This is a genomic window from Methylobacterium tarhaniae (genome assembly GCF_001043955.1).
GTDB lineage: Bacteria > Pseudomonadota > Alphaproteobacteria > Rhizobiales > Beijerinckiaceae > Methylobacterium > Methylobacterium tarhaniae.
The window spans coordinates 20,827-47,724 of record NZ_LABZ01000098.1 but is presented as its reverse complement, the minus strand read 5'-3'; the positions used below and the strand labels follow the sequence as shown (position 1 = coordinate 47,724).

Genomic DNA, 26,898 nt, shown 5'->3' with positions numbered 1-26,898 from the left:
GCCCCGCGCCCCGCCGCTGCGGCGCCGTCCTCCGGCCCGCCCCGTCCTCCAGGCGAGAAGCCGGTCGCCTCCCCGGCGGTCCGACGGCGGGCGCTGGAAGCCGGCATCGACCTGCGCCAGGTGCGCGGCACCGGGCCGGCGGGCCGCATCGGCCATGACGACCTCGACGCCTTCCTGAACGCCCCGCCCGAGGATGCCGCGCCGGCCCCCGCCGGCCGCGCGGCCCGGACGGCGGTGGAGGAGATCAAGGTCATCGGCCTGCGCCGGCGCATCGCCCAGCGGATGGCCGATGCCAAGCGCCGCGTCGCCCATTTCTCCTACGTCGAGGAGGTGGACGTGACGGCGGTGGAGGAGCTGCGCGCCGCCCTCAACCAGCGCCACGGCGCGAGCCGTCCGAAGCTGACCCTGATCCCGTTCCTGGTCCAGGCCCTGGTGCGCGCCCTGCCGGACTTCCCGCAGATGAACGCGCATTACGACGACGAGGCGGAGGTGATCCATCGCCATGCCGGCGTGCATGTCGGCATCGCCACCCAGACGCCGTCCGGCCTGATGGTGCCGGTGCTGCGCCATGCCGAGACCCGCGACCTGTGGAACTCCGCCACCGAGGTCCGGCGCCTGGCGGAGGCCGCCCGCAACGGGTTGGCGGCCCGCGACGAGCTGTCGGGCTCGACCATCACCATCACGTCGCTGGGCGCGCTCGGCGGCATCGTGACGACGCCGGTGATCAACCGGCCGGAAGTGGCGATCATCGGCGTCAACAAGCAGGTGATGCGCCCGGTCTGGCGCGACGGCGCCTTCGTGCCGCGCCTGACGATGAACCTCTCGGCGTCCTTCGACCACCGGGTGGTCGACGGCTACGACGCCGCCCTGTTCGTGCAGGCGCTCAAAAGCCTGCTCGAGACGCCCGCGACCCTGTTCATGGAGGCCTGACGTGGGCGAGATCACCACCAAGCTCCTGGTGCTCGGCGGGGGCCCGGGCGGCTACGTCGCGGCGATCCGCGCCGGCCAGCACGGCATCGACACGGTGCTGGTCGAGGAGAACCGGTTAGGGGGCACCTGCCTCAATGTCGGCTGCATCCCCTCGAAGGCGCTGATCCACGCGGCCGAGGCCTTCCACGCCGCCATGCTCCAGGCCGAGGACGCCTCGCCCTTCGGGCTCTCCGCCGGCCCGCCCCGGCTCGACTTCACCCGCACGATCGCCTGGAAGGACGGGATCGTCGGGCGGCTCAATACCGGGGTCGCGTCGCTCCTCAAGCGCGGCGGGGTCAAGATCCTGCGCGGGCGTGGGACCATGGTCGACGGCAAGACCTGCCTCGTCGAGACCGATACCGGCCCCGAGCGGGTCCGGGCCGAGCACGTGATCCTTAGCACCGGCTCGGTCGCGGCGGCGCTCCCCCACCTCCCCTTCGGCGGGCGGGTGATCTCCTCGACCGAGGCCCTGTCGCTGCGGCAGGTCCCGGCCACGATGGCGGTGGTGGGGGCGGGCTATATCGGCCTCGAACTCGGCACCGCCTTCGCCAAGCTCGGCGCCAAGGTGACGGTGGTCGAGATGGCCGAGCGGATCCTGCCGGCCTACGATGCCGAGCTGACCCGGCCCGTGGCGCGGCGCCTGAATGCCCTCGGGATCGACGTTCTGCTCGGCGCGAAGGCGACCGGCCTCTCGGCTGCGGGCGATGCGCTCGACGTCGCGACGGGCGGCGAGCGCCGAACCATACCGGCGGAGGTGATCCTGGTCGCGGTCGGGCGCAAGGCCCGCACGCACGACCTCGGGCTCGACCGGCTCGACCTCGACATGAGCGGGCCGTTCATCCGCATCGACGAGCGCTGCGCCACCTCGATGCGCAACGTCTGGGCCGTCGGCGACGTCACCGGCGAGCCGATGCTGGCCCATCGCGCCATGGCGCAGGGCGAGATGGTGGCCGACCTCGTCGCCGGCCGCCGCCGCGCCTTCCACAAGGCGGCGATCCCGGCGGTGTGCTTCACCGATCCCGAGGTGGTCTCGGCCGGCCTGTCGCCGGACGAAGCGCGAAAAGCCGGCCACGAGATCCGCACCGGCCTCTTTCCCTTCGCCGCCAACGGGCGCGCCATGACGCTGGGCGCCGAGGACGGCTTCGTGCGGGTGACGGCGCGGGCCGACAACCACCTCATCCTCGGCATCCAGGCGGTGGGTGCGGGGGTCTCGGAACTGGCGGCGGGGTTCGGCCTCGCCCTGGAAATGGGCGCCCGGCTGGAGGACATCGCCGGCACGATCCACGCCCACCCGACTCTCGGCGAAGCCTTCCATGAGGCGAACCTGCGGGCGCTCGGGGAGGCCTTGCACATCTGAGATGTGCCGCCGGGCGGTGACGTCCGGCGGCGATCCTGCCCCGGCTGCGCGGTGAAAGCGTGGCCTGGCCGGGCCGCTCGCGCGGCGAGGAGGCGCCGGGACCCGATCCGCGAACCCGGACCGGCGGAGTCGGCGAATCGTGGCGGGATATGCGAGATCATCGCTCGTCCGGGCCGCGGAGGGACGACGCGTGAGCGAGAAGAGGCGCCGGGCCACGGCCGCGGAGATCCGCGACCGGGCCTTCGGCGACGTGATCGAATGGCTGGAATATCGCGTCGCGGTGTGCCGCGACGGGCTGGAGCGGTACACCGCCTCCCACGGCACCGACAGCCGGGCCGCCGCGGCGGAGCGCGCCGCGGCGTTCGAGGCCGAGTTGATCCTGCGCGAGATCGGCAAGCTTGCGCGCGAGGCGCCGCGCTCGAAGGCGTTTCGCGAGGCCGCCGAGACGCGCCGCCGCTTCGTCGCCGCGCAACGGCAGGAAGCCGGCGACGAAACCGCGCCGGAGGAAGCCTGACGAGCCGCGGCACCGTCTCCCCGAGGGAGCGGAACACGAAGAATTTTTCCTGCTCGCATTGAATAGATCCCCGGCCGCGTGAAATACTGCGAAGACGGTCTCGCCAAGACGGGCCGCGATCCAGGGAGAATCGCCATGACGGGCCGGGGCACGCTGCGCCTGGAGAGACTCGTTTCCGTGCTCGCCCTCTGCCTCGCGGCGGGAGGAGCGCGGGCCGAGGTGAAGACCGGGCCGGTGCTGATGCATTGGGGCCCGTGCGAGGCCTCCGGCGCCGTTCCCTACCCGGCCGGCAGCTTCGGCGACCGCTTCCTGGTGGTCGACGACGAGGACAACACCTTGCGCCTCTACAAGGCCGACGAGTCCGGCCCGCCGCTCGCCCTGAAGGGCGGTGACCTCGACGCCGCACTCGCGACGAGCGCCCGCGAGGAGCCGGCCAAGGCCGACCTCGAATCCCTCGCCTGGCTCGGCAGCGACCTCGTGGTGATGGGCTCGCACGCCCGAGACGGGGAAGGCCGCACCCGCGAGGCCGCGCGCCAGATGCTCGCCCTGTCGATGGGCGGCGACGGCAAGGCCCCGGCGGTGACGCCGAAGGGCAAGGCGTTCCAGGGCCTCGCCAAGGCGATCGCCGACCTCGACCCGCGCCTGTCCGAGCGGATCGCCGTGGACCTCGCGGCCAAGGCGAGCTTGAGCCCGAAGCGGCGGGGCCTCGCCCTCGAGGGCCTGAGCCAGACGCCGGACGGGCGCGGCCTGCTGGTCGGCCTGCGCAACCCGCTCAATGCCGACAACGACGCCCTGGTGGTGCCGTTCGAGAACGCCGCGGAGGCGCTGACGGGCGGGGCGGCACCGAAGCTCGGCAAGCCGATCGCCCTCGACCTGAAGGGCCGCGGCATCCGCGACATCGCCTACGCGCCGGGGATCAAGGCCTACTTCCTCGTTGCCGGTGGCTCCGGCAGCGGCGGCGAGGCCGCCGACCTCTACCGCTGGTCGGGCCAGGCCGGCGAGGCCCCGACCCGGGTCGCGGGGGTGGCCGAGGCGCTGGCGGCGCTGCCCGACTTCCAGCCCGAAGGCCTGCTCGTCGCGTCTGATGGCAAGAAGGTGCAGATCCTCAGCGACGACGCCGATGCCTGCCCGGCGCGCAAGCCGCAAGCGTTTCGCAGCGTGGTGCTGGACCTGGAGTGAGGGGGCGGCCCGCCATGCTGCCGGCCGGTGATGCCATCCCGGGCCGGCAGCACGTGCCCGACCGGCTCGGATGAGCCCCCCGGCCCGGTGACGCCGGGAACGCCCCTTGCGGGGCTGACCGTGTCGTCCGCCTGCGGCCCGCCGCGGCGGTCGCCGGTGGTGAGACAGATGCCGTTGCCCGGCTGGCAGATGAGGCGGGTCACCCCCTCCTGGCCGCGCGGCTGCGCTTGACCCTGGTCGACCCTGCCCGGAACAAGCTGTGGCCCTCGCCGATCAAGGGCCAGCGTGGCGGGCAAGGGCGCAGCTGCCCTGGAGCGCCGCCCACCCGCGCGCCATGGCTCGATCGGCGGCACGTGACGCCCGCGGCCATAGGCCCGCCTCAAGTGTGCGGCCAATACTGGCATCATTGCCGAAGCCGATCTTCAAAACTTCAAGCTTTCGTCCGCGCCGAGGATGGCCTGAAATCGAACTTGTGATGCCTCGCCCATGCCGGCGATAGTCAGCAAAATCGATGTGCCTTCGCCCTGCGATGGAGGCCCGGCATGAGGAAACCTTGGCTAGACCACTATGATCCCGGCGTTCCGGAGCATGCGGACGTCGCGCAGTTCACCTCGCTGGGGCAGATGGTCGACGCGACGGTCGCCCGGTTCCGGGACCGGCCCGCCTTCAGCAGCATGGGTCGCGACATCACCTATGGCGACCTCGACGCCGCCTCGGCTCGGCTCGCCTCTCATCTGCGCCGTGTCCTCGACCTGCAGAGCGGTGATCGCGTCGCGATCATGCTCCCGAACCTGTTGCAATATCCGATCGCCTTCTTCGGCGTGGTCAGGGCCGGCCTCGTCGCCGTCCCCATCAACCCGCTCTACACCGTGCGCGAACTCGTGCATCAGCTCGAAGACAGTGGCGCGACGGCGATCATCGTCCTCGAGAACTTCTGCGCGACGGTTCAGGAAGCCCTGCGCCGCGTCGCGGTGCGGCACGTGATCGTGACCGGCATCGGCGACGAACTCGGCGGCGCGAAGGGAATGCTGGCGAACTTCGTCGTGCGGCGCGTCCGGAAGCTGGTTCCACCCTGGCAGATCGACGGCGCGCAGCGCTGGCCCCAGATCGTCTCACGGCGAGGTGCGCCCGGGACGCTTCCCGTTGCTGCCGGGCGGGACGACGTCGCCCTCCTGCAATACACCGGCGGGACGACCGGGCCTGCCAAAGGTGCCGTCCTGACCCATGGCAACGTGCTGGCGAATGCGCTGATTCTGGGAGCGTGGTTCTCGGCGATCGGCACCGACCGTCGAGACACCTACCTCGTGGCGCTGCCGCTCTATCATGCCCTCGCGCTCATCTGCCAAGCCGTCCATCGCTTCATGTGCGGCGGCTGCGGCGTGCTGATCGCCAATCCGCGAGATGTGGACGGCCTCGTCGCGGTCATGCAGCAGTACCGTTTCACGAGCCTCGCAGGTGTCCCGAGCCTCTTCCAGGCGCTGGCGCGGCATCCGGGTATCCGGAAGGTCGATTTCAGCCAGACCGTGGCCTGCTGCTCCGGCGGAGCGCCGCTGCCGGCCTCCGTCGCCGAAGCCTGGACGGCGGCCACCGGGCTCACGATCATCAACGGTTACGGGCTCACCGAGGCGGCGGGCGTCGCCGCCATGAACCCTCTCGGTCAACCCTCGTCGCGCGGCGGCATCGGCTATCCCGTCTGCTCGACGGAGATCGAGATTCGCCGGGACGACGGCTCTCCCGCGGATCCGGGCGAGCCCGGCGAGATCCATATCCGCGGTCCTCATGTCATGCGCGGCTACTACAATCAGCCGGAGGAAACCGCCCGGGTCCTCGACCTCCGCGGCTTCCTCGCGACGGGCGACATCGCGACGATGGGCGCAGACGGGTTCCTCACCCTCGTGGACCGCAAGAAGGACATGGCGATCGTCGGCGGCTTCAACGTCTATCCGAGCGAGATCGATGAGGTGCTGCTGAGCCACTCCGGGATCCAGGAGGCGGCGGCGATCGCCGTTCCGGACGCCCGATCGGGCGAGGCGATCCTGGCCTGCGTGGTGAGGCGCGATCCGAACCTCACCGAAGCGGCGGTGATCGCGCACGCTCGCGCTCTGCTGACGGGATACAAGGTGCCGCGTCGCGTGGTCTTCCTCGATACCCTCCCGAAATCGCCGGTCGGCAAGGTCCTGCGTCGCGTCCTGCGCGAGACGGTCGCCGATCCCGGTGGCGAGCCCTCAACCGGGAGCGCGGCGCCGGGACCACCGTCGGGCCGGCACGTGAGATTGCCCGGGCGGGATACGGTGTGACTCAGGAGAACCCGACGAGGCGCTTGAACCTACGGTCGAATCCTTGGGCGGAATTGAAGAGCGCGACCAGCGTCGCGCTCACGACGGGGCCGCACCGCCCAGGCGTTCGCGCTCGCGCAGGGTCTCGATGAGGTCGAGCACGCGCACGACCTGCCCGCCGAGGTTCCACCAGGCTGGCCGCGGCATGGCGGGGGCCGAGGGCATCGCCGCCACCGCCTCGACCAGGAAGGCCGCCTCCGGCAGGGCCGGCCGGTCGGCGCGGCGGGTCGACGGCGTCACGACGGCGCGGGCGAGGAGCCGGGCCTTGCGGGCCCCCGGCACCCGGGCACGGCGGGTCACCGGGTCGAGGCCGGAGCGGGCGAGGTCACGGCCGATCTCGGCATAGATCAGCCCGGCGGCGCGCACCGCCGGGCGGCAGGCGGGCGGCAGCATGGCGATGCCGGATTCGGCCCGGGCGTAGAGGAGGTCGGCCGCCGCGAGCAGGCGGGTCACCACGGCGGCGAGCGCGGGGCTCGGCTCCGGCCGGGCCAGGAAGGCGTCGGGGTCAATCCCGGCCTCGCGCAGCCAGGTTTCCGGCAGGTAGAGGCGGCCGGCCCGCGCATCCTCGCCGACGTCGCGGGCGACGTTGGTGAGCTGCATCGCGATGCCGAGGTCGCAGGCCCGCGCCAGCGCCTCCGGCGACCGCTCGCCCATCACCAGGGTCATCATCGCCCCGACCGAGCCGGCAACCCGGGCCGCGTAGGCGACGAGGGAGGAGAGATCCGGGTGGCGCCGCCCGGCGGCGTCCCAGGCCAGGCCCTCGAGGAGGGCGGCGGGCAGCGCCTCGGGGATCGCGTGGCGGGCCACGATCTCGGCGAGCGCCCGGTCGGCGGGGGCGTCGGCGGGGCGGCCGGCATAGGCCGCCGCCAGGCGGGCGCGCAGCCGCGGGACCGCGTCGGCCCGGGCGCCCGCCCCGTCCACCGCGTCGTCGGAGAGGCGGCAGAAGGCGTAGAGCCCGTAGGCGTCGCGGCGCACCGCTTCGGGCAGCAGCCACGAGGCGGCGTAGAAGCTGCGCGAGCCGGCCCGGATCGCCGCCCGGCAGGCGGCGTGGTCGGCGGAGCGGGCCAGGGAAGCGGCGAAGGGCGTTTGACGACGCGCATCAGGCGAAGACGGCAGCATCCGGCACCACGCGATCGAGGATCTTGGAGGACGAGAGCACCCCCGGCAGCCCCGCCCCCGGATGGGTGCCGGCGCCGACGAGGTAGAGGTGGCGCACCGCGCCGCATCGGTTGTGCGGGCGGAAATACGCGCTCTGGGTCAGGATCGGCTCCAGGCCGAAGCCCGAGCCGCGCCAGGACAGAAAGTCGTCGGAGAAATCCTGCGGCGTCGTCACCCGGGAGGTGACGAGGGAGTCCGACAGGCCCGGCAGCACGGTGGCTTCCAGCCGCGCGGCGATGCGCTGCCGAAAGAGCTCGGCGAGGGCGGCCCAGTCCTGCCCGCCGGCGAGGTTCGGCACCGGGGCGAGGGCGTAGAACGCGTCGTGGCCCGGCGGCGCCACGCTCGGATCGGTCGCGGTCGGGCGGTGCAGGTAGAGGCTCATGTCCTCGGCCAGCACCTTCCGGGAAAAGATGTCGTCGAGGAGCCCGCGATAGCGCGGCCCGAGCAGGATCGTATGGTGGGCGAGATCCGGATAGGTCCGCCGCGTGCCGAAATACCAGACGAACAACCCCATCGAGGAATGCGCCCGCGGCAGGCGCCGCTCGCGCCAGCCCCGCGCCTCGGGAGGCAGCAGGCGGAGCGCGGTGACCGCCGAATCGGCGTTCGACACCACCACGTCGGCGGGAATCTCGGTGCCGTCCGTGAGCGCCACGCCCCGCGCGGCGCCCTCCGTGACCAGGATGCGCGCGACCTCGGCGCCGCACCGCGCCTCGCCGCCCTGGCCCTCGATCAGGCCGACCATCCCGCGCACCAGGGCGCCGGTGCCGCCCAAAGCCGAATGCACGCCCCACCGGCGCTCCAGGGCGGCGATCAGGCAGTAGAGCGCGCTCGCCCGGAACGGCGAGCCGCCGATGAGGAGCGGGTGGAAGCTGAAAGCCGTGCGCAGGCGCTCGTCGCGGAACACCGAGGAGACGAGGCCGTAGACGCTGCGGTGCCCGCCGATCCGCAGGAGGTCGGGGGCGATGCGCAGCATGTCGGTGAGGCGCCCGAACGGCACTGCGCCGAGCTGCTCGAACCCGACTCGGCACAGCTCGTCCGAGAGCGCCATGAAGCGGTCATAGGCCGGAGCCTCGCCGGGGCTCAGGCGCTCCACCTCGTCGCGCATCGCCTCCGCCTCGCCGCTCATGGCGAAGGTGGCGCCGTCGTCGAAGCGGATGCGGTAGAACGGGCGCATCGGCACCAGGGTCACGTCGTCGGAGAGACGACGCCCGCACAAGTTCCACAGCTCCTCGAACAGGAACGGGGCGGTGACGATGGTCGGCCCGGCATCGAAGGTGAACCCGTCCTGCCGGTGCACCCGCGCCCGCCCGCCCGGCTGGTCCAGGCGCTCCAGCACGCTCACCCGGTAGCCCCGCGCGCCGAGCCTGACGGCCGCCGCGAGCCCGCCGAAGCCGCTGCCGATCACCACCGCACGGGGGCGGCGCCGGGCGGAGGTGATCCGCGGCGGCGCATCGTCGAGTGTCAACATAAGTTGACACTATCATCGCGGCCGGGGCCGGTGGCAAGCGGGAAAGGCGATCTCGCGCCCCGTCCTCGCGGCGGCCCGCCCAAAGCTCACGCCACGATCCCCTCCCGCTCCGCCCCGGCCCGGATCAACCCGGCCACAACCTCCGGCCTCTCCTCGTGGGCGAGGTGCCCGAGGCCGCGCAGCAGCTCCACCCGGGCCCGTCCGCCGAGGCGGTCGGCGAGGCCGAAGGAGACGTCGGGGGCGATGGTGCGATCCTCTCCGCCGACGATCAGCAGCAGCGGGGGAGCGAGGCGGGGCAGGTCGCGGTCGAGGGCGGCGAGGTCCCAGTGCGCCATCATGCCGAGCGCGCCGGCGACGTGGCCGGGCTTCTGGAACAGGCGGCGATAGAGGTCGAGGCCGGTGCGGTCGAGGGTCGAGCCGGTGCCGCCGATCAGCCGCTCCACCGCCGCCCGGTCGGCCGACCAGGCGAAGACCCGCGGGGTGACCGGGTTGAGGAACAGGGCGCGGGCCATCGCCGGGAAGAGGAAGCCGGCCATGCCCGGGAAGGGCTTCAAGGCCGCGTTGAGCCCGACGAGGAGACGGGGCGACAGCGCGCCGTCGAGGCAGAGCCGGGCCAGGATCGCCGCCCCCGCGGAGTGGCCGACCGCGACCTGGGGGCTGGCATCGAGGAGGCGCAGGAGGCCGGCGAGCGCCCGGGCCATGCGCGGCAGGGAGGGCGTCGGCAGCGGATCGGTGAAGCCGTGGCCCGGCAGGTCGGGGGCGATCACCCGGAAGTCGCGGGCGAGGAGCGGCAGCAGCCCGCGCCAGGAATGGGTCGCCGCGCCGGTGCCGTGGACGAGGAGGAGCGGCGGCCCCTCGCCCGCCTCCTGCACGTGCCAGGTCAGGCCGCCGGCGGTCACGAAGCGGCTCGCCTCGCGGTTCGGCCAGTCGCGGCCCTCCCGCGCGAAGGCGGGCCTGTCGTCGGAGGGGGCCATCGCGCTCAACCCGGCAAGGCGGCCTCGCGCACCGCCTGGGTCAGGCGCGCGGCGTCGGCCTGTGGCATCGGCAGGTAGCGCGCGGCCATGGCGGCGGCGAGCGCCCGTGCGGATTCCTGCGGATGGGCGGCGGTGTCGATCACCAGGGCGCTCGTGCCCTCCGCCGCCAGGACCCGTGCGGCGCTCAGGGCGTCGGCCCCCGCCTGGGCCCGGCCCGGTGCGCCGGAGCGGGCGATGTTGGCTCGGCCGTCGGTGAGGAGAAGGACGGTCGCGCTGCGCCCGGCCCGGCGCTCGGCGGCGGCGAGCCGGCCCGCCGCCTCGATGCCCGCCGCGAGGGGCGTGCCGCCGCCGCCCGGCAGGGAGGCCAGCGCGCGCTTGGCCCGCACCAGCGAGCGGGTCGGGACCAGCAGCAGGTCGGCGCCGCGGCCCCGGAAGGCCACCAGGGCGACCCGGTCGCGACGGATGTAGCACTCGGCGAGCAGCGATTCGACCGCGCCCTTGGCCTCCGCCAGCCGCTCCAGGGCGGCGGAGCCGGAGGCGTCGACCGCGAAGATCGTGGTGGTCTCGCGCTTCTGCACCAGGCGGCGGATGCGCAGGTCCTGCGCCGTGATGCGCAGGCGCGCCTCGTCGTCGCCCCGGCGCAGGCGCTGCCAGGGGGCGGCGGCGCGCAGGGTCTCGCTCAGGGCGAGGCGCCCGCGGCGCGGATCGCCCGGCCGCGTCCCGACCGGGCGGCCCCGCCGGGCCGACGCGGCAGCGCCCGCTCGGCCGGCGCCCGGGCTGCGGGTGCGGGGTCCGTGGCCCGCGAGCAGGCGGGCGAGGAGACCCGGAGGCAGCCGCGCCGCGACGGCCGCGAGGACGCGGTCGTCGAGGCTCCGGCTCTCCCCGTTCGGGTCGTCGTTGTCCCGGTCTGCCCCTCCGACCTGGTCCCGGTCGGGCGGCGGGGGCTCGGACGCAGCCCCGGCCTCCTCGGAGGGCCACAGGCGTGCCCGGGGCGCGAGCACCAGGCCGGCGGCGGCGGCCAGATCGGAATCGTCCACCCTCGCGCGACCGGCCAGAGCCGCATGCAGCCGCGCCGCCCGCAGGGCGAGGAGCGGAGCGCGCAGCGAGGCGATGCCGAGGCGCGCCGCGACGGCGCAGAGCATCTCGGCCGCCTCGGGTGGACCTTCGGGCCGGGCCGAGCGGGCCGCCGCGAGGCCCGGCACCGGCGGCGCGGCGGCAAGAGCACCCACGGACACGCCGTCGAGGTCGAGATGGAGGGCCGCCCGGTCGGCGAGGCAGGCCGGCACGGCCTCGTCCTCACCCTCCCCCTCGTCGAGGAGCACGAGACCGAAGCGGGCCGGGTGCCGGGTCGCGATCCCGTCCCGGGCGACCTCGACACTATGGGTATCGAGGCCTTGCGCGATCCGCGCCGCGGTGCCGGGAGCCAGACGTTCGGCCATCGGCACCAGCACCACACCGCCATGGCTGCGGGCGAGGAGGCCCGGCTGCGCCACCGGACGTCCCGTCGCCAGGGTCGCCGGCAGGTCGAGCCCGCCGAGGAGCGCGTCGTCGGCGATGGCGGCCGGCAGGCGCGTCACCGGCGTTCCTTCGGGGAGAAGGGCGCGCAGCCGGTCAAGCCAGGCCTCACGCACCGGGCCCGGCCGGGCACGCAGCACGACGCCCGTTCCCGCCGGATCCAGGGCGACGAGGGCCGCCGCGAGGCAGGCATTCTCCCAAGTGGCATCCGACAAAGCCGCACCCCGCACGGTCGCGTCCGACACCGTCGCCTCTGGCACGGCACTCACCCGAGGATGTCGGCGAGCGCCCGGGCGATCCGGGCCTCGGATCCGGCCTCGTCGAGGGGGTTGCGGCGCAGGCGGTGGCTCAAGGCGCTCGGGGCCACCTCGCGCAGGTGGTCGAGGGTCACGGTTCCGGCCCCGTCCAGGCTCGCCACCGCCCGGGCAGTGCGCATCAGGGTGAGTTCGCCGCGCAACCCGTCGGTGCCGAGCGCCAGGCAGAGGCGGGCCGCCGCCTCCAGCACCGCGTCGGGCACCTCGACCTCGGCCAGATGCGCCCGGGCCGCCAGGATCTGCCCGCCGAGCCGCGCCTCCTCGCCGGCCCATTCGGCCGCGAATCCGGCGGGATCGCGCTCGTAGGCGTCGCGGCGGCGCACGATCGTCACCCGGCTCGCGAGGTCGGCCGGCGTCGTCACCGTGACCGCGAGGCCGAAGCGGTCGAGGAGCTGCGGCCGCAGCTCGCCCTCCTCCGGGTTGCCGCTGCCGACGAGGACGAAGCGCGCCGGATGGCGCAGGCTCAGGCCCTCGCGCTCGACGGCGTTCACCCCCGAGGCCGCCACGTCGAGCAGCAGGTCGACGAGGTGGTCTTCGAGCAGGTTGACCTCGTCGATGTAGAGAAAGCCCCGGTTGGCGCGGGCGAGCAGCCCCGGCTCGAACGCCTTCTCGCCGGCCCCGAGCGCCCGGCCGATATCGAGCGCCCCGACGACCCGGTCCTCGGTGGCGCCGAGCGGCAGGTCGACCACCGGCACCGGGACGGTCTTGACCGTCAGCCCCTGCCCCCTTCGCGCCGCGCAAGCCGGACAGAAGGCGGCGGCATCGACGGGATCGCAGGCGTAAGGGCAGCCCGCCACGGCCCGCATCGGCGGCAGCAGGGCGGCGAGCGCCCGCACGGCGGTGGACTTGCCGGTGCCGCGATCGCCGAAGACCAGAACCCCGCCGACCGCCGGATCGACCGCCGCGACCAGCAGCGCGCGCCGCATCCCGTCCTGCCCGACGATGGCCGAGAACGGATAGGGTGGGCGGACCATCGCCTCAGGGAGCGCGGCGGGATCCACGACGATCGGCTTCGAGAAGCCCGGCTTGGGAGCCCGCCGGGACAGGGCCGAGTGGGTGGGGGCCACGGTGCGTGTCCTCGCGGGTAACGGTTGAGAGGCAGGATCGGACGGGGAGGGGGAATTGTCTAATGAAAATGACGGGTGATCCGGGTGACAGTTTCGCGCCGATCGTCTTCGGAAGATCGCACCGGTCGCGCACGGAATCCTCCCCTCTCTGCGGAGCAGGCCGGGAGAGGGGCAGCGCGACGGTGCCGTGTACCGCGCCTGTCAGAACGGCTCCGCCTCATCCGGAAGCGGCGTCCCCTCTCCCGCCCCGCATCCGCGGGGCACCCTCCCCCGCAGAGGGGGGAGGGTTTGGAGCTAGGCCGCCCGCGCCAGCCCGATCCGGCCCCAGATCGTCCCGAGCGCCAGCGCCAAGTGGTCGATATCCGCATCGCTGTGCAGCGGCGACGGGGTGATCCGCAGGCGCTCGGTGCCGCGGGGCACGGTCGGGTAGTTGATCGGCTGGACGTAGATCCCGAATTCGTCGAGCAGGGTGTCGCTGATCAGCTTGCACTGGACCGGATCGCCGACCATCACCGGCACGATGTGGCTCGGATTGTCGAGGAGCGGGATGCCGATGGCCGACAGCCGCCGGCGCACCGCCGCGACGCGGTCCTGATGCCGCGCGCGCTCCGCCCCGCTCGCCTTGAGGTGGCGGATGCTCGCCGCCGCGCCCGCCGCGATGGCGGGCGGCAGCGAGGTGGTGAAGATGAAGCCGGAGGCGAAGCTGCGCACGAAGTCGCACAAAGCCGCCGACGCCGCGATGTACCCCCCTGAGACCGCGAAGGCCTTGCCCAGCGTGCCCTCGATCACCGTGAGGCGGTGCATCAGCCCCTCGCGCTCGGCGATGCCGCCGCCGCGCGGGCCGTAGAGGCCGACCGCGTGGACCTCGTCGAGATAGGTCATGGCGCCGTGCGCCTCGGCCACGTCGCAGAGCTCGGCGATCGGCGCGATGTCGCCGTCCATCGAGTAGACGGATTCGAAGGCGACGAGCTTCGGCAACTTCGGATCGACGAGGCGGAGCTTGCGGTCGAGGTCGTCGGGGTCGTTGTGGCGGAAGATGTGGCGCTCGGCCCGGCTCGAGCGGATGCCCTCGATCATTGAGGCGTGGTTGCCCTCGTCGGAGAAGACCACGCAGCCCGGCAGCTTCGAGGCGAGCGTCCCGAGCCCGGCCCAGTTCGAGACGTAACCCGAGGTGAAGAGGAGCGCCGCCTCCTTGGCATGCAGGTCGGCGAGCTCCTGCTCCAGGAGAACGTGGTAATGGTTGGTGCCGGAGATGTTGCGGGTGCCGCCCGCGCCCGCACCGCAACGGTCGATCGCCTCGTGCATCGCCCCCGTCACCGCCGGGTGCTGGCCCATGCCGAGATAATCGTTCGAGCACCACACCGTCACCTCGCGGGTGCCGTGGGCGCCGTGCTGCGTGGCGTAGGGGAAGCGGCCGGACTGGCGCTCGAGGTCGGTGAAGATCCGGTAGCGTCCCTCGCGGTGCAGGCCCTGGAGAGCGGCGGAGAAGTGCGCTTCGTAGTCCATCAAACGTCCCCTTGTACGGCGTTTGTCCGGTCGTGTTCTTGTGGTTACGGCGCTGCGTCGGCTCCCGGGCGGCGGGCGGGCAGCCCCCAGCCCCAGAGCGCGGCGGAAGGCAACGGCAGCATCAGGAACCCGTGCTCCAGGATGGCGAGCGCCATCAGGGTCGCCATCATGGTGTGGCCGGAGCGCTTGAAGGCGGAGGCGCTCTCGGTGACGGCGGGGTGCAGCAACACCAGGAGGAAGCCGGTGGCGAGGATCATCGCCACCGGAAACAGCGCGTTCATCGGCGCGCGGCGAAAGAAGCTGCCGAGATAGCGAAGATGTTCGGGCAGGAACTCGGCGTTGAGGTTGCGCACGCCGAGGAACAGGTTGAGGCGGGCGCTGAGATTCATCCCCCACAGAACCAGGTAGGTCCACAAGGCCATCCGGTTCGGGCCGCCGGCCGTCAGCCAGGCGATGGCGGCGGCACCTGAGATGATCGCCGCCTCGTGCCAGAGGTTGGTGGCCGCCGCGGCGCCGAAGCGGGCGAGGCCCCGGTCGCCGGGTTCGCCCGGGGTCCGCCTCGGACCGGCGAGATAGCCCATGTAGAAGGCCATCTCCTGCCAGCCCCAGACGATCAGCGCCGCCGTGAAGGCCGCGTAGGCCCCCGCCTCGCTCTCCTGGGTGGCGCTCCAGGCGATGACCCAGAGCGCCCCCGCGAGGGCCAGCGTCGTCGCGCCGAAGCTCCAGGCATGGGTGCGGCGCGGCCGGTGGTTCAGCCAGAGGATCGCCCCGGTCAGGAACCACCAGATCACGACGGCGTAGAGGATCGGCGCGGCATAGTCGGACATGCGGGCGCTACCAGGCGGGGCTGAGGCGGATCTGCGCGGGCATCGGGTTGGCTTTCGCCGGCATCACCATCAGCCGCCCGAAGGCGAGGGCCGCCTTGGCCGCGTAGCCGGCGTGCTTGAGCTTGCCGACGATCCCGCCCCGCGCCTTCGCCTCCTCGATGCCGCGGGCGCAGGCCAGCAGCCGTTCGAGCCCGGCCCGGAAGCCCGGATGGTCGATGTCGAGGGTGAGCGGGAAGACCTGGCGCGAGATCTCCGACGTGATGGCGAAGACCTGGAAGTCGTACTCCTTCGGATCGACCCCGAGCGCCTTGTGGAAGGCCGGCCGGCACTGGTCGCGCACGTACATCGTGCAGAACACCGCCAGCAGGAAGAACTTGATCCAGTAATAATTGATGCCGGTCAGCAGCTTCGGGTTGGCGCGCATCAAGAGCGCGAAGGCCTCGCCGTGGCGGAACTCGTCGTTGCACCACTTCTCGAACCACTTGAAGATCGGGTGGAAGCGCTTGTCCGGATGGCGCTCGAGGTGGCGGAAGATCGTGATGTAGCGGGCATAGCCGATCTTCTCCGACAGGTAGGTGGCGTAGAAGATGAATTTCGGCCGGAAATGGGTGTACTTCTTGGCCTTGGTCAGGAAGCCGAGATCGATGCCGACCCCGAAATCCTTCAGCGTGTCGTTGATGAAGCCGGCGTGCCGGGCCTCGTCGCGGCTCATGAAGCCGAACAGCTCGCGGATGTCCTTGTTCTTGGCGCGCTTGCGCATCTCGGCATAGAGCACGCAGCCCGAGAACTCGGCGGTGATCGACGAGACCAGGAAGTCGAGGAATTCCTTGCGCAGCTCCGGGTCGAGGCCCGACAGGTCGAGGTCGAAATCCGAGTTGCGCACGAAGTGGCGCTTGTTCGGGTCGGAGCGCATCTCGGCGATGAGCACGTCCCACTCGGCCCGCACCGGCTCGACGTCGGTGCGGTCGAGCTCCTCGAAATTGGTGGTGTAGAAGCGCGGGCTCAGGAAGGTGGTTGCCTGGGCCGATTGGGTGCTCTCGTTCGGGGTCTTCAGGGGCGTCGCGCTCATAGCCGCGTCCTTTCCGAGAAGCTGACTTCGTAGAGTTCGGTGAGCTCGAAATGGCCCGCGATGCGGGTCCACAGGCGCTCGATGGCGCCGGCGCGCACCACGGTGGCGGTGCGGCGCACCACGATCCGGTCGCCGTAGGGGACGGAGGTCGGCGCGTCGTGCACCGTCACCTCGTCGCCCGGGGCGATCAGGAGCCCGCCATCCAGGGTGACGTGGGCGTGCAGGCTCTCGGCCGTCTGCTCGATCTCGACCGTGCACGGCACCTCGATGCGGCGTCCGCCGCTCAGCCACTGCATCACGATGCGCCCCTCCCCTGTTCGAGCAGCCGCGCGAAGGCGGCCGCGTTGCCGAGCCCGAAGGCTTCGAGGTTGATCCGCCGGCCCGACGCGACGTCGTCGAGCGAGAGCGTGCCGTTGTCCCAGCGGGTGAGCCGGAACGGCGGTGTCCGCGACAGGCCCTCGCGCAGGCGCGCCTGGGCCATCACCCGCAAGGTCGCGCGCAGGAACCCGTCCTCGCCGGGCTGCACCTCCGCCACGAGGTGGCCGGTGGCCGCGTCGCGCAGCGCCACGCGGCCGTCCGGCCGGTCCTCGACCGTGAGGTCGAGCACCTGGACCGCCTGGGCCGGCGGCATCTGCGTGGTGCCCACTTGGCCGAACCGCCCGATCGCCACCGCGGCGAGGGAGAAGGCGACGAGGAGGCCGGCATTGCGCAGGAGGGCGCGGGGGACCGGGATGTCGTGCGCCATCGCCGCCTCCCTAATGGCCCGCCGCCGCGAGGCGGCCGGGAAGAACGGGAGCCGCCACCGGGGCCGGCGGCACGGCCTGGACCGGCTGGCCGTTCGCCTCGGCGAGGGCCGCGGCGATGCGCTTGGCGACCGATTCCGCCTCCGGCACGCAGCGCAGCATCGGCTCGGGCCGGGTCAGGCGCCAAGGCCGGGCATGCGGCCAGAGATGCAGGTAGGCGAGGCGCACGCCGGGCTTGAGCCGAAACGGCAGGTCGCCGCTGCCGTCACGGAGCCGGCGGAACGAGGCGGCCTCGATCTCCCGGAGCGGCAGGTTGACGTCCATCTGGAGCGCGATGCCGATTCGCAGCATCAGCCGCCGTTCGGTCAGGGTGTAGACCGTGGTCCGGCAGGCGCCCCAGGCGAGGGCGAACAGGATCGCCAGTCCGAGCGCGCCGGCGAGCAGCACCGGGACGGCCGCGCCGGCGCGTCCGGCCGAGACCGCCTGGTAGAGCGCGAGCCCGCCGAAATAGAGCGCGACGAGATCGACGTGGAAGGCGCGACGCGCGAGGCTGAGGAGAGCCGGGCGGCCCTGCCACAGCAGGCGCTCGCCGGGGGGCAGCGGGCCGGGCAGCCCGTTGGGCAGGGTGTCCGTCACAGCAGCGGCTCCTGGCGACGATCGGTGGCGTAGAGCGTGCCGGCGCCGTAATAGGCGATGACCCGCTCCTCCTCCCGCAAGGTGATGCTGTCGGGGTCGCGCTGCTGCGGCACGCCGGCGAACTGGCGGGCGAGCAGGGCGGCGACGACGATCTTCTTGTCCCGGCTGAAGCGCTTCACATCCGCGAAGGTCACCGGGATCAGCACGGTGCGGTCGCGGGCGCCGTCCAGCTCCATCTCGTAGTAGCGCGGCAGCGACTCGCCGCGATCGACCCAGATCTCCGTGACGGTGCCGGCCAGCACGCCGTCGGCGCCGTAGACCGGCATGCCGCGCGGGTCGGGGTCGTCCGCCGCGACCGTGAACTCCTCGGCGACGCGCATCGGCACGATGCGGGTCTTGCCCTCCCAGGTCAGGTCCGGCCGCTCGGCGCGCAGCGCATAGGCACCCGGGCCGACGCCGTCGGCAAGCCGCGAATCGTCGTTCGTCGTCGGGACGATCGGGGCGCCGGGCCAGGGCTCGAGCTTGACCGCCTTGAGTTCGCCGACCGGGCCCTCGTGGGGCCGGGGCGCCAGCACGGTCGAGCCGTCGGCGAGCAGGAAGGTTTTGGGAGAGGGCACGAACAGCCAGTCCCAGCCCTTGAGACCGCCATGGACCTCGGATTCGAGGGGGTAACCTTCCCGGCGGTCCTCGCGGCGCAGGTAGAAGACGAGACCCGCAAAGAAGATCCAGAACGCGTAGAGCACCACTTGCGCGACGTCGAGATAGCCTGTGAGGGCACCCTTGGGCATGGAGGCCTCCTCCTACGATAGGGCCGGACGGGCGGAGAGCGGGGCGCGATCGGGCCGGCGCACCAGCGGCCCGATCGCCACCAGGGTGGCGAAGAGGAGCCCGATCTCGATGTGGTAGACGACGAGGTAGCCGGTGGACGGCTCGGACAAAGCCTCGCCGAGGCGGCCCGAGACGGCGAGAGCCGAGCCGAGATCGCGCAGGATGCCGCTCGCCGCGATGGCGGCGCCTGCGGCGGTGGCCTGGACGGCGCCCCAGGCGCCGAGCGCGAGCCCGGTCTGCTCGGGCGCCGCGCCGGCCATCGAGGCCGTGAGGGTGCCATGGGCGAAGAGCCCGCCGCCGAGGCCGATCAGCGCGACGCCGCAGGCGAAGAGCCCGCCGGACCCGAGGGGCGCGGCGAAGACCACCGCCGAGAAGGCCGCGATGCCGACGACCGCGCCGGCCGCCGCGACCCGGAACGGATCGCCGCCGCGGTTGAGCCAGCGCGCCGCGGTGAGGAGCCCGATTCCGCCGCCGATCGCGAGCACGGCGGTGAGCGCGGTCGTCGCGGCGACCGGCAGGTGCAGGATCTGGCCGCCATAGGGTTCGAGCAGGATGTCCTGCATGCTGAACCCCGCCGTGCCGAGCCCGGTGGCGATGAGCCGGCGCCGCGCCTGATCCTGGGCCGTGTAGGCCTGCCAGGCCTCGCCGAAGCGGCGGGCCGGGACGGACTTGCGGGAGGTGTCGCGCGGCTCCTGCTTCCACAGGGCGATGCCGTTGAGGATCAGCGTCGCGAGCGCCGCGCCCTGGATCACCTGGATCAGCCGGATGGCGGAGAAATTCGCCAGCGCCAGCCCGAACACCACCGCGCTCGCCATCATGCCGGCGAGCAGCATGGCGCAAAGGAGCGCCACCACCTTCGGGCGGGCATGCGGGGGCGCGAGGTCGGTGGCGAGCGCGAGGCCCACCGTCTGCGTGGTGTGGAGCCCGGCGCCGACCAGCACGAAGGCGAGGGCCGCCGCCGCCTGGCCGACGATGACAGGGCCGGTCGTGTCCCCCGACAGGATCAGGAGGGCGAACGGCATGATGGCGAAGCCGCCGAATTGCAGCAGCGTGCCGAACCACAGGTAGGGCACGCGCCGCCAGCCGAGGACCGAGCGATGGGTGTCGGAGCGGAAGCCCACCAGCGCCCGGAACGGGGCGGCCAGAAGCGGCAGCGCCAGCATCACGGCGACGATCCAGGCCGGCACGTCGAGCTCGACGATCATCACCCGGTTCAGGGTGCCGATCAGCAGCACCGCCGCCATCCCGACCGTGACCTGGAACAGCGACAGCCGCAGGAGCCGGCCGAGCGGCAGCTCGACGGTCGCGGCATCCGCGAAGGGCAGGTAGCGCGGCCCGAGATCGGCGAGCGCGCGGGCGAGGCGGCTGGCTGTGCTCATCGGCGCGCCAGCTCCAGGGCGTTGGAGAAGTAGAAGCCGGAGGTGATCCGCCGGCTCCGGGCCAGCGTGAAGGCCCCCAGGCCCCGATCGGCGGCGATGCGGCGGCGCAACGCCCCCTCCCCGACCGGCTCGATCGCCGGAGCGCGGTCGCCGCGAGGGAAGAGGCGGCCTGCCGCGTGCATCACGGTCAGCAGCGGGGTGCGCGGCGCCACCGTGAAGAGCAGCGCGGCGTCGGTGCGGCGGGCGAGGGCCGACAGGGCGCGGACGATGTCGGGAGTCCGGTAATGGATCAGCGAATCCATCGCCACGACGTGGTCGAAATGCCCGAGCCCCTCGTCCAGCATGTCGCCGACCTGGAAATCGAGGCAGCCCGGGAGCCTGAGGCTGGCGGTGCGCTCGCGGGCAAGCTCGATCAGCGTCGGCGACACGTCCACCGCCACGACCTCGGCGCCCCGCCGCGCCGCCTCGACGGCAAGCGCCCCGGTACCGCAGCCGGCATCGAGCAGGCGCCGGCCCGAGAGGTCGGCGGGGAGCCAGGAGAGGAGTTCCGCCCGCATCGCGTCGCGGCCGGCCCGCACGGTGGCGCGGATCCGGCTCACCGGCGCGTCGGAAGTGAGCCGCGCCCAGGCCTCGACGGCGGTGCGGTCGAAATAGGTTTCGAGCTGCGCCCGGCGGGCGGCGTAGGTGGGGCTGGTCATGAGGGGAGACCTTCGTTCCAGAGCGCAACCCCAACCCTCCCCCCTCTGCGGGGGAGGGTGGCGAACGAAGTGAGCCGGGAGAGGGGCGGCGCGACGATGCAGGATGGGGCGCCCTTCAGAATGGCCGCGACTTCTCCGGAAGCGGCGTCCCCTCTCCCGCCCCACTCCGTGGGGCACCCTCCCCCGCAGAGGGGGGAGGGGTCTGGCGCGCGGGCTTCAGCACGGGGGAGTGAAAAGGAGAGGATCATCGGCGCTCTCCTTAATCGAACCCGAGAAATTCGAAGAGATCCCGGTCCTTCATCGGCACCGCCGGGAGCGGGTCGACGCCGGCCCAGAGCTGCTCCGCCAGTTGCAGGTACTCGGCCTGCACCGCCAGCAATTCCGGCGAGGGATCCATCTCGAACAACGTCGCCTTCTTCAGGCGCGAGCGACGCACCACGTCGAGATCCTGGAAATGCGCCAGGCGCTTCAAGCCCACCGCGTCGTTGAAGCGGTCGATCTCGTCGGTCTTGGCCGAGCGGTTGGCGATGACGCCGCCGAGGCGCACGCCGTAATTCTTGGATTTCGCATGGATCGCCGCGACGATCCGGTTCATCGCGAAGATCGAGTCGAAGTCGTTCGCCGTGACGATCAACGCGCGGTCGGCGTGCTGGAGCGGCGAGGCGAAGCCGCCGCAGACCACGTCGCCGAGCACGTCGAAGATCACCACGTCGGTATCCTCGAGCAGGTGATGCTCCTTGAGGAGCTTCACGGTCTGGCCGACGACGTAGCCGCCGCAGCCGGTGCCGGCAGGGGGACCGCCGGCCTCGACGCAGCGCACGCCGTTATAGCCCTCGACCACGAAATCCTCGACGCGCAGCTCCTCCGAATGGAACTGCACGGCCTCCAACGCATCGATGACGGTCGGCGCCAGGCGCTTCGTCAGCGTGAAGGTCGAATCGTGCTTGGGGTCGCAGCCGATCTGCAGGACCCGCTTGCCGAGCTTCGAGAAGGCGACGGAGAGGTTCGACGAGGTCGTGCTCTTGCCGATGCCGCCCTTGCCGTAGACGGCGAAGACCTTGGCGGTCTCGATGCGGATGTCCGGATCGAGGGCGACCTGAAGACTGCCCTCTTCCCGGCGCGCCGGCACGGGGTTTCGGATCGCGATGTTCATGCCGCAGCCTCCGCGGTGATGCCTTCCAGCCGGTCCTCCAGGGCCTCCTCGGCCCGGTCGAGGGCGGCGCGGGTTTCGGGGTCGGGGCTCCAGAAGCCGCGCCGATGCGCCTCGATCAGGCGATGGGCGACCTTGGCCGAGGCGGCGGGGTTGAGCGCCGCCATGCGCTCGCGCATCGCCTCATCGAGGACGTAGGTCTCGGTGATGCGCTGGTAGATCCAGGGCGCGACCTGATCGGTGGTGGCCGACCAGCCGACCGTGTTGGTGAGGTGCTGGTCGATCTGGCGCACGCCCTCGTAGCCGTGGCCCAGCATCCCCTCGACCCATTTCGGGTTGAGCATGCGGGTGCGGGTCTCCAAAGCCACCTGCTCGGAGAGCGAGCGCACCCGGCCCTCGCCCCGGGTCTGGTCGCTGATATAGACGGGGACAAAAGTCCCTCGGGCCTTCGCCACGGCGCGGGCCATGCCGCCGAGCCCGTCGAAATAATGATCGACGCTGGTTACCCCGACCTCGACCGAATCGAGGTTCTGGTAGGCGAGGTCGACACCCGCCAGCACCGCCTGCATCAGGGCGCGGCGTGGCTCCGGCTTGCCGGTGCGGCCATAGGCGAAGCTCTTGCGGCGCGAGAACGTCTCGCACAGCTCGGTCTCGTCCTCCCAGCGCCCGGAATCGACGAGGTGGTTGAGATTGGCGCCGTAGGCGCCCTCGGCGTTGCTGAACACCCGGAGCGAAGCGGTCTCGAGATCGATGCCCTGCGCGGCCTGGTGGGCCAGCGCATGCTTGCGCACGAAGTTCATCGCTTCCGGCTCGTCGGCGCTCGCCGCGAGATAGGCAGCTTCGGCGAGGAGCTTGGTCTGGAGCGGCAAGAGATCGCGGAAGATGCCCGAGAGCGTCGCGACGACGTCGATGCGCGGACGGCGCAAGTCTTCGAGCGGGATCAGCACCGCGCCGCAGAGCCGGCCGTAGCCGTCGAAGCGCGGCGCGGCACCCATCAGGGCGAGCGCCTGGGCGATCGGCGCGCCCTCGCTCTTCAGGTTGTCGCTGCCCCACAGGACGAGGGCGATGCTCTCCGGATAGGCGCCGCCATCGGCCGCGTGGCGGGCGAGCAACCGTTCGACCTGAGCCCTTCCGTCGACGAGGGCGAAGGCGCTCGGGATCCGATAGGGATCGAAGCCGTGCAGGTTGCGGCCCGTCGGCAGGATCGCGGGCGAGCGCAGCACGTCGCCGCCGGCGACCGGGGCGATGAAGCGGCCGTCGAGGGCGCGCAGCAGGGCCGGGATCTCGTGATCCTCGGCAAGCAGCCGGTCGGTCTCGGCGAGCGCCCGGAAGGCCGCGAGGATCGCGGCGTGGGCATCCGGACCGGCCGCCTCTTCCGGCGAGGCGCCGGCCGCCAGCCGGGCGATGGCGGCGCGATCCGGCTGGACGGCGTGAACGGATTCGGCGAGCGCCAGGAGGAGGTCCACCCGCTCCTCCTCCGGAGTGCCCTGCCCCACCACGTGCAGCCCGTGCGGGATCAGGGTGTGTTCGAGCTCGATCAGCCGCCCGCCCAGGTCGGCGATGCGGGCTTCCGCATCCTCGCCCCACCCGTCATCCTCCGCGAGGTCGAGGGCGAGGGCCTGGCTGTGAAGCAGCAGCGCCAGCTTCTCGCGCTCGGCGGCATCCTCCGGCGGCAGAGCGCGGCGGCGCTCCAGCGAGGCCTTGAGGTCGATCAGCCCGCGATAGAGCCCGGCCTGGGCGAGGCTCGGCGTCAGGTAGCTGACCAAAGTCGCGGCGATGCGGCGCTTGGCGAGCGTGCCTTCCGAGGGGTTGTTGGCGGCGTAGAGGTAGACGTTCGGCAAAGCCCCGATCAGCCGCTCGGGCCAGCAGGCGGCCGACAGCCCGGTCTGCTTGCCGGGCATGAATTCCAGCGCCCCATGGGTGCCGAAATGCAAAACGGCGTCGGCACAAAAGTCCTCGCGCAGGTAGCGGTAGAAGGCCGAGAAGGCGTGGGTCGGCGCAAAGCCCTGCTCGAACAGCAGGCGCATCGGGTCGCCCTCGTAGCCGAAGGCCGGCTGCACCCCGACGAAGACGTTTCCGAGCTGAGCGCCGAGCACCAGGATCGACGAACCGTCGCTCTGGTGCCGGCCGGGGGCCGGGCCCCATTGCGCCTCGATCTCGGCGAGATGGGCCTCGCGCCGCACATGCTCGTCGGCCGGGATGCGGTGGGCGACGTTGGCCTGCGTGCCGTAACGGGCGGCATTGCCTTCCAGCACCCGGGCGCGCAGCGCATCGACGGTCTCGGGGATCTCGACCGCGTAGCCGTCGGCCTTCAGCCCCCGGAGCACGCGGTGGAGCGACTCCCAGACCGACAGGAAGGCGGCCGTGCCGGTGGCGCCGGCATTCGGCGGGAAGTTGAACAGGATGACGGCGATCCGGCGCTCGGAGCGGGCGCGGCACCGCAAGGACACGAGGCGGGCCACCCGGTCGGCGAGGCGGGCGGCGCGCTCGGGATGCACCGCCATGTCGCGGGACTCAGCCCCACCGGCGGCGCGGCCGCCGAACACCATCGGGGCGGTGGCCCCGTCGAGTTCGGGGATCGCCACCATCATGGTCGCCTCGACCGGCGACAGGCCGCGGGCGGAGGCCTCCCACTGCTCCAGGCTCTGGAACTCCACCGCCTGCGCGGCGAGATAGGGCACGTCGAGCTGCGCCAGCATCGCGCCCGCCGCCGCGGCATCGTTGTAGGCCGGACCGCCGACGAGGGAGAACCCGGTGAGCGAGACCAGCGCATCGATCGCCGGCCGCCCGTCCCGCAGGAAGAATGCTTCGACCGCCGGCCGGTTGTCGAGCCCGCTGGCGAAGGCCGGCACCACGCTGAGCCCGCGGGCCTCCAGGGCCGCGATCACCCCGTCGTAATGCGCCGTGTTGCCGGCGAGCACGTAGGAGCGCATCAGCAGGAGCCCGACCCGTCCCGCCCGGCCCGAGGCCGGCAGCCGGTCGAGGCGCTCGGTGACGCGCTCGGGGATCCGCGGGTGGTAGAGCCCGGTTTCCGGATAGGCCAGCGGCTCGGCGGCCGAGAGATGCCGGCGCCAGCCGGCGCGCGGGCCGCTCGCGTAGCGGCCGGCGAGGAAGCGCACCAGGTTGACGACGTTCTCGTCCGAGCCGGCGAGCCAGTATTGCAAGGTGAGGAAATACGCCCGCACGTCCTGGGCCGAGCCCGGGATGAAGCGCAGGATCCGGGGGATCTGGCGGATCAGCGCCATCTGGCGCGCGCCGCTCCCCTGCGCGCCCCCCGGCCCCGACTTGCCGCGCAGGCGCTTGAGGAAGTCGAGCGCGCCGCGCTGCGAGCCGTCCATCGCGAAGCGGTTCATCCGGGTGGTGCGCACCACGTCCGATGCCGAGAGGCAGCCCACCATCGCGTCGCAATCCGCGCGACGGGCGAGCAGAGCGGGCAGCACGGCGCGGACATGCTCGTCCATGAACAGCATCGCCGAGAGGACGATGTCGGCCCGGGCGATGTCGGCCCGGCAGGCTTCGAGGGAGGCCGGATCGGTCTCCCACTCGGCGGCGGCGTGGAAGCCGAGGATCAGGTTTGGCGCGGTCTTCGCCAGCACCCGGCGCGCCCGCTCCACCGCCCCGGCGAGGTGGTTGTCGAGGGTGACGATGACGACGCGCAGCTCCGGCAGCGCGTCTGGCCGGTCAACGGCTGAAATGCGCTTTGGCATCGTACAGGGTCTCGACGGTGATGAGCGGGAGCGCCCGCTCGCGGGCGAAGCGTTCGGTGTTGTGGCGGGCCTTGCCCCGCACGAAGAACGGGACCTTCTTCAGCTCGCGCTCGGCCTCGATCGACCAGACCACCGGCGCGGTGGCGGTGACGGGCGCGGCGACCACGGTCCCGGCCTCCTCGCGCGGCCGGCCGCCGAGATGCGAGGGGGCGACGCCGTCATGGAATTCCGGGTCGTCCCGGAACATCGCCAGAAGATGCTCTTCCAGCCCCATCATCAGCGGGTGGACGAAGGTGTCGAACAGGACGTTGGCGCCCTCGAAGCCCATCTGGGGGGCGTGGCGGGCCGGCACGTCCTGCACATGCATCGGTGCCGAGATCACCGCGCAGGGAATGCCGAGGCGCTTGGCGATGTGGCGCTCCATCTGGGTGCCGAGCACCAGTTCCGGCTGCGCCGCCGTGATCGCCGCCTCGACCGCCAGGTAATCGTCGGTGACCAGCGCCTCGATGCCATGATGGGCCGCTTCCGCCCGTACCTCGCGGGCGAATTCGCGCGAATAGGTGCCGAGCCCGACGACGGAGAAGCCGATCTCGCGCGCCGCGACCCGGGCCGCGGCGACCGCATGGGTGGCATCGCCGAAGACGAAGACGCGCTTGCCGGTGAGATAGGTCGAATCGACCGAGCGCGAATACCAGGGCAGGCGCGAGCCCTCGCCCGAAAGGACCGGCGAAGGATCGATGCCGGCGAGCGTCGCCACCGCCTCGATGAAGGCCGTCGTTCCCTTCACGCCGATCGGCGCGGTCTCGACGAAGGGCTGCCCGTGGGTGCGTTCCAGCCATTGCGCGGCCGAGCGCGCCACTTCCGGGTAGAGCACCAGGTTGAAGGCGGCCTCGCTCAAGCGCCCGAGATCGGCCGGCGTCGCGCCCAGCGGCGCCACGACGTTGACGGCGATGCCGAGCTCCCCGAGGAGCCCGCGCACCTCGCGCAGGTCGTCGCGGTGGCGAAAGCCCAGCGAGGTCGGCCCGAGGATGTTGCAGCTGGCCTTCGGCCGCGTCTCGGCGGGCGGACCGGCGAGCATGCGCACCAGGCGGTAGAAGGTCTCGGAGGCGCCCCAGTTCTCCTTCTTCTGGTAGGCGGGCAGCTCGAGCGGAATCACCGGGATCGGCAGGCCGAGCGCCCGGGAGAGCCCGGCCGGGTCGTCCTGCAGCAGTTCCGCGGTGCAGGAGGCGCCGACGATCATCGCCTGGGGACGGAAGCGCTCATACGCCGCGGCCACCGCCTGCTTGAAGATCTCGGCGGTGTCGGCGCCGAGGTCGCGGGCCTGGAACGTGGTGTAGGTCACCGGCGGGCGGGCACCGTGCCGCTCGATCATGGTGAAGAGCAGGTCGGCGTAAGTATCGCCCTGCGGCGCGTGCAGCACGTAGTGCAGGCCGCGCATCGCGGTGGCGACCCGCATGGCGCCGATATGAGGAGGCCCCTCGTAGGTCCAGAGCGTGAGCTGCAT

22 protein-coding genes are annotated in these 26,898 nt (G+C 72.4%); 5 read left to right on the top strand and 17 right to left on the bottom strand.

The genetic code is table 11. The features are described 5' to 3' along the window. From VQ03_RS14410 to VQ03_RS14390, 5 genes are all read left to right on the top strand, one after another. Positions 1-930: dihydrolipoamide acetyltransferase family protein (locus VQ03_RS14410; RefSeq protein ID WP_048451584.1), on the top strand; the 930-nt coding region annotated here is incomplete at its 5' end. A gap of 1 nt (position 931) precedes the next feature. Beyond that, positions 932-2,326, top strand: coding sequence for a dihydrolipoyl dehydrogenase (lpdA, locus tag VQ03_RS14405; RefSeq protein ID WP_048451579.1), 1,395 nt, complete (start codon positions 932-934; stop codon positions 2,324-2,326). Positions 2,327-2,516: 190 nt separating this feature from the next. Beyond that, positions 2,517-2,840 (top strand): hypothetical protein, encoded by a 324-nt coding sequence (locus tag VQ03_RS14400; protein ID WP_048451578.1) that lies wholly within the window; start codon positions 2,517-2,519, stop codon positions 2,838-2,840. 135 nt (positions 2,841-2,975) lie between these two features. Beyond that, positions 2,976-4,019, top strand: a complete 1,044-nt coding sequence (locus VQ03_RS14395) for a DUF3616 domain-containing protein (protein WP_048451577.1) — start codon at positions 2,976-2,978, stop codon at positions 4,017-4,019. A 623-nt stretch (positions 4,020-4,642) separates the two neighbouring features. Further along, positions 4,643-6,316, top strand: a complete 1,674-nt coding sequence (locus VQ03_RS14390) for an AMP-binding protein (protein ID WP_245292084.1) — start codon at positions 4,643-4,645, stop codon at positions 6,314-6,316. Between the two features lie 78 nt (positions 6,317-6,394). On the opposite strand, the gene VQ03_RS14385 is transcribed toward VQ03_RS14390, so the two are convergent. The 17 genes from VQ03_RS14385 to bchB form a co-directional block, all read right to left on the bottom strand. Then, complete coding sequence (locus VQ03_RS14385) at positions 6,395-7,474, bottom strand: phytoene/squalene synthase family protein (protein ID WP_048451576.1); 1,080 nt, start codon at positions 7,472-7,474, stop codon at positions 6,395-6,397. Next, the gene (gene crtI / locus VQ03_RS14380; protein ID WP_048451575.1) at positions 7,455-8,981 is read right to left on the bottom strand and encodes a phytoene desaturase family protein; all 1,527 of its coding nucleotides are present in this window, start codon (positions 8,979-8,981) and stop codon (positions 7,455-7,457) included. The genes VQ03_RS14385 and crtI overlap by 20 nt, the downstream gene beginning before the upstream one ends. A gap of 86 nt (positions 8,982-9,067) precedes the next feature. Beyond that, positions 9,068-9,955 carry an alpha/beta fold hydrolase BchO gene (bchO, locus tag VQ03_RS14375; RefSeq protein ID WP_048451574.1) on the bottom strand — a complete coding sequence of 296 codons (888 nt, stop codon included), beginning with the start codon at positions 9,953-9,955 and terminating at the stop codon, positions 9,068-9,070. A 5-nt stretch (positions 9,956-9,960) separates the two neighbouring features. Beyond that, positions 9,961-11,715, bottom strand: a complete 1,755-nt coding sequence (locus VQ03_RS14370; RefSeq protein WP_245292083.1) for a magnesium chelatase subunit D — start codon at positions 11,713-11,715, stop codon at positions 9,961-9,963. A 20-nt stretch (positions 11,716-11,735) separates the two neighbouring features. Beyond that, the gene (gene bchI / locus VQ03_RS14365) at positions 11,736-12,758 is read right to left on the bottom strand and encodes a magnesium chelatase ATPase subunit I (RefSeq protein WP_208605515.1); all 1,023 of its coding nucleotides are present in this window, start codon (positions 12,756-12,758) and stop codon (positions 11,736-11,738) included. A 387-nt stretch (positions 12,759-13,145) separates the two neighbouring features. Then, positions 13,146-14,357, bottom strand: coding sequence for a 5-aminolevulinate synthase (gene hemA / locus VQ03_RS14360; RefSeq protein WP_048451571.1), 1,212 nt, complete (start codon positions 14,355-14,357; stop codon positions 13,146-13,148). Between the two features lie 44 nt (positions 14,358-14,401). Beyond that, positions 14,402-15,184, bottom strand: coding sequence for a putative photosynthetic complex assembly protein PuhE (puhE, locus tag VQ03_RS14355; RefSeq protein ID WP_048451570.1), 783 nt, complete (start codon positions 15,182-15,184; stop codon positions 14,402-14,404). 7 nt (positions 15,185-15,191) lie between these two features. Further along, positions 15,192-16,253: a magnesium-protoporphyrin IX monomethyl ester (oxidative) cyclase gene (acsF, locus tag VQ03_RS14350; protein WP_048451569.1), complete on the bottom strand. Its 1,062-nt coding sequence runs from the start codon at positions 16,251-16,253 to the stop codon at positions 15,192-15,194. Continuing rightward, positions 16,250-16,549 carry a hypothetical protein gene (locus VQ03_RS14345; RefSeq protein ID WP_048451568.1) on the bottom strand — a complete coding sequence of 100 codons (300 nt, stop codon included), beginning with the start codon at positions 16,547-16,549 and terminating at the stop codon, positions 16,250-16,252. The genes acsF and VQ03_RS14345 overlap by 4 nt, the downstream gene beginning before the upstream one ends. Then, positions 16,549-16,998, bottom strand: coding sequence for a photosynthetic complex assembly protein PuhC (gene puhC / locus VQ03_RS14340; RefSeq protein WP_048451567.1), 450 nt, complete (start codon positions 16,996-16,998; stop codon positions 16,549-16,551). The genes VQ03_RS14345 and puhC overlap by 1 nt, the downstream gene beginning before the upstream one ends. Positions 16,999-17,008: 10 nt before the next feature. After that, positions 17,009-17,632, bottom strand: coding sequence for a photosynthetic complex putative assembly protein PuhB (gene puhB, locus VQ03_RS14335; RefSeq protein WP_048451566.1), 624 nt, complete (start codon positions 17,630-17,632; stop codon positions 17,009-17,011). Then, entirely contained in the window at positions 17,629-18,420 is a 792-nt protein-coding gene (puhA, locus tag VQ03_RS14330; protein WP_048451565.1) for a photosynthetic reaction center subunit H, read from the bottom strand. The genes puhB and puhA overlap by 4 nt, the downstream gene beginning before the upstream one ends. A gap of 12 nt (positions 18,421-18,432) precedes the next feature. Continuing rightward, positions 18,433-19,839, bottom strand: a complete 1,407-nt coding sequence (locus tag VQ03_RS14325; protein ID WP_048451564.1) for a BCD family MFS transporter — start codon at positions 19,837-19,839, stop codon at positions 18,433-18,435. After that, positions 19,836-20,537 (bottom strand): magnesium protoporphyrin IX methyltransferase, encoded by a 702-nt coding sequence (gene bchM / locus VQ03_RS14320; RefSeq protein ID WP_048451563.1) that lies wholly within the window; start codon positions 20,535-20,537, stop codon positions 19,836-19,838. The genes VQ03_RS14325 and bchM overlap by 4 nt, the downstream gene beginning before the upstream one ends. Before the next feature lie 259 nt (positions 20,538-20,796). Next, a complete protein-coding gene (gene bchL / locus VQ03_RS14315; RefSeq protein ID WP_048451562.1) occupies positions 20,797-21,690 on the bottom strand; it encodes a ferredoxin:protochlorophyllide reductase (ATP-dependent) iron-sulfur ATP-binding protein in 894 nt (297 codons plus the stop codon). Then, positions 21,687-25,394, bottom strand: coding sequence for a magnesium chelatase subunit H (locus VQ03_RS14310; RefSeq protein WP_048451561.1), 3,708 nt, complete (start codon positions 25,392-25,394; stop codon positions 21,687-21,689). The genes bchL and VQ03_RS14310 overlap by 4 nt, the downstream gene beginning before the upstream one ends. Next, positions 25,369-26,898, bottom strand: a complete 1,530-nt coding sequence (gene bchB, locus VQ03_RS14305) for a ferredoxin:protochlorophyllide reductase (ATP-dependent) subunit B (RefSeq protein WP_048451560.1) — start codon at positions 26,896-26,898, stop codon at positions 25,369-25,371. The genes VQ03_RS14310 and bchB overlap by 26 nt, the downstream gene beginning before the upstream one ends.

What these genes read in the sequence shown, in the direction of transcription:
- bchO (WP_048451574.1), bottom strand. Translation starts at nt 9,955, where the DNA reads ATGGCCCCCTCCGACGACAGGCCCGCCTTCGCGCGGGAGGGCCGCGAC.
- VQ03_RS14310 (WP_048451561.1), bottom strand. Translation starts at nt 25,394, where the DNA reads ATGCCAAAGCGCATTTCAGCCGTTGACCGGCCAGACGCGCTGCCGGAG.
- bchB (WP_048451560.1), bottom strand. Translation starts at nt 26,898, where the DNA reads ATGCAGCTCACGCTCTGGACCTACGAGGGGCCTCCTCATATCGGCGCC.
- acsF (WP_048451569.1), bottom strand. Translation starts at nt 16,253, where the DNA reads ATGAGCGCGACGCCCCTGAAGACCCCGAACGAGAGCACCCAATCGGCC.
- VQ03_RS14325 (WP_048451564.1), bottom strand. Translation starts at nt 19,839, where the DNA reads ATGAGCACAGCCAGCCGCCTCGCCCGCGCGCTCGCCGATCTCGGGCCG.
- bchI (WP_208605515.1), bottom strand. Translation starts at nt 12,758, where the DNA reads ATGGTCCGCCCACCCTATCCGTTCTCGGCCATCGTCGGGCAGGACGGG.
- puhE (WP_048451570.1), bottom strand. Translation starts at nt 15,184, where the DNA reads ATGTCCGACTATGCCGCGCCGATCCTCTACGCCGTCGTGATCTGGTGG.
- hemA (WP_048451571.1), bottom strand. Translation starts at nt 14,357, where the DNA reads ATGGACTACGAAGCGCACTTCTCCGCCGCTCTCCAGGGCCTGCACCGC.
- puhC (WP_048451567.1), bottom strand. Translation starts at nt 16,998, where the DNA reads ATGGCGCACGACATCCCGGTCCCCCGCGCCCTCCTGCGCAATGCCGGC.
- VQ03_RS14345 (WP_048451568.1), bottom strand. Translation starts at nt 16,549, where the DNA reads ATGCAGTGGCTGAGCGGCGGACGCCGCATCGAGGTGCCGTGCACGGTC.
- VQ03_RS14385 (WP_048451576.1), bottom strand. Translation starts at nt 7,474, where the DNA reads ATGCTGCCGTCTTCGCCTGATGCGCGTCGTCAAACGCCCTTCGCCGCT.
- VQ03_RS14395 (WP_048451577.1), top strand. Translation starts at nt 2,976, where the DNA reads ATGACGGGCCGGGGCACGCTGCGCCTGGAGAGACTCGTTTCCGTGCTC.
- bchL (WP_048451562.1), bottom strand. Translation starts at nt 21,690, where the DNA reads ATGAACATCGCGATCCGAAACCCCGTGCCGGCGCGCCGGGAAGAGGGC.
- VQ03_RS14390 (WP_245292084.1), top strand. Translation starts at nt 4,643, where the DNA reads ATGGTCGACGCGACGGTCGCCCGGTTCCGGGACCGGCCCGCCTTCAGC.
- crtI (WP_048451575.1), bottom strand. Translation starts at nt 8,981, where the DNA reads ATGTTGACACTCGACGATGCGCCGCCGCGGATCACCTCCGCCCGGCGC.
- puhA (WP_048451565.1), bottom strand. Translation starts at nt 18,420, where the DNA reads ATGCCCAAGGGTGCCCTCACAGGCTATCTCGACGTCGCGCAAGTGGTG.
- bchM (WP_048451563.1), bottom strand. Translation starts at nt 20,537, where the DNA reads ATGACCAGCCCCACCTACGCCGCCCGCCGGGCGCAGCTCGAAACCTAT.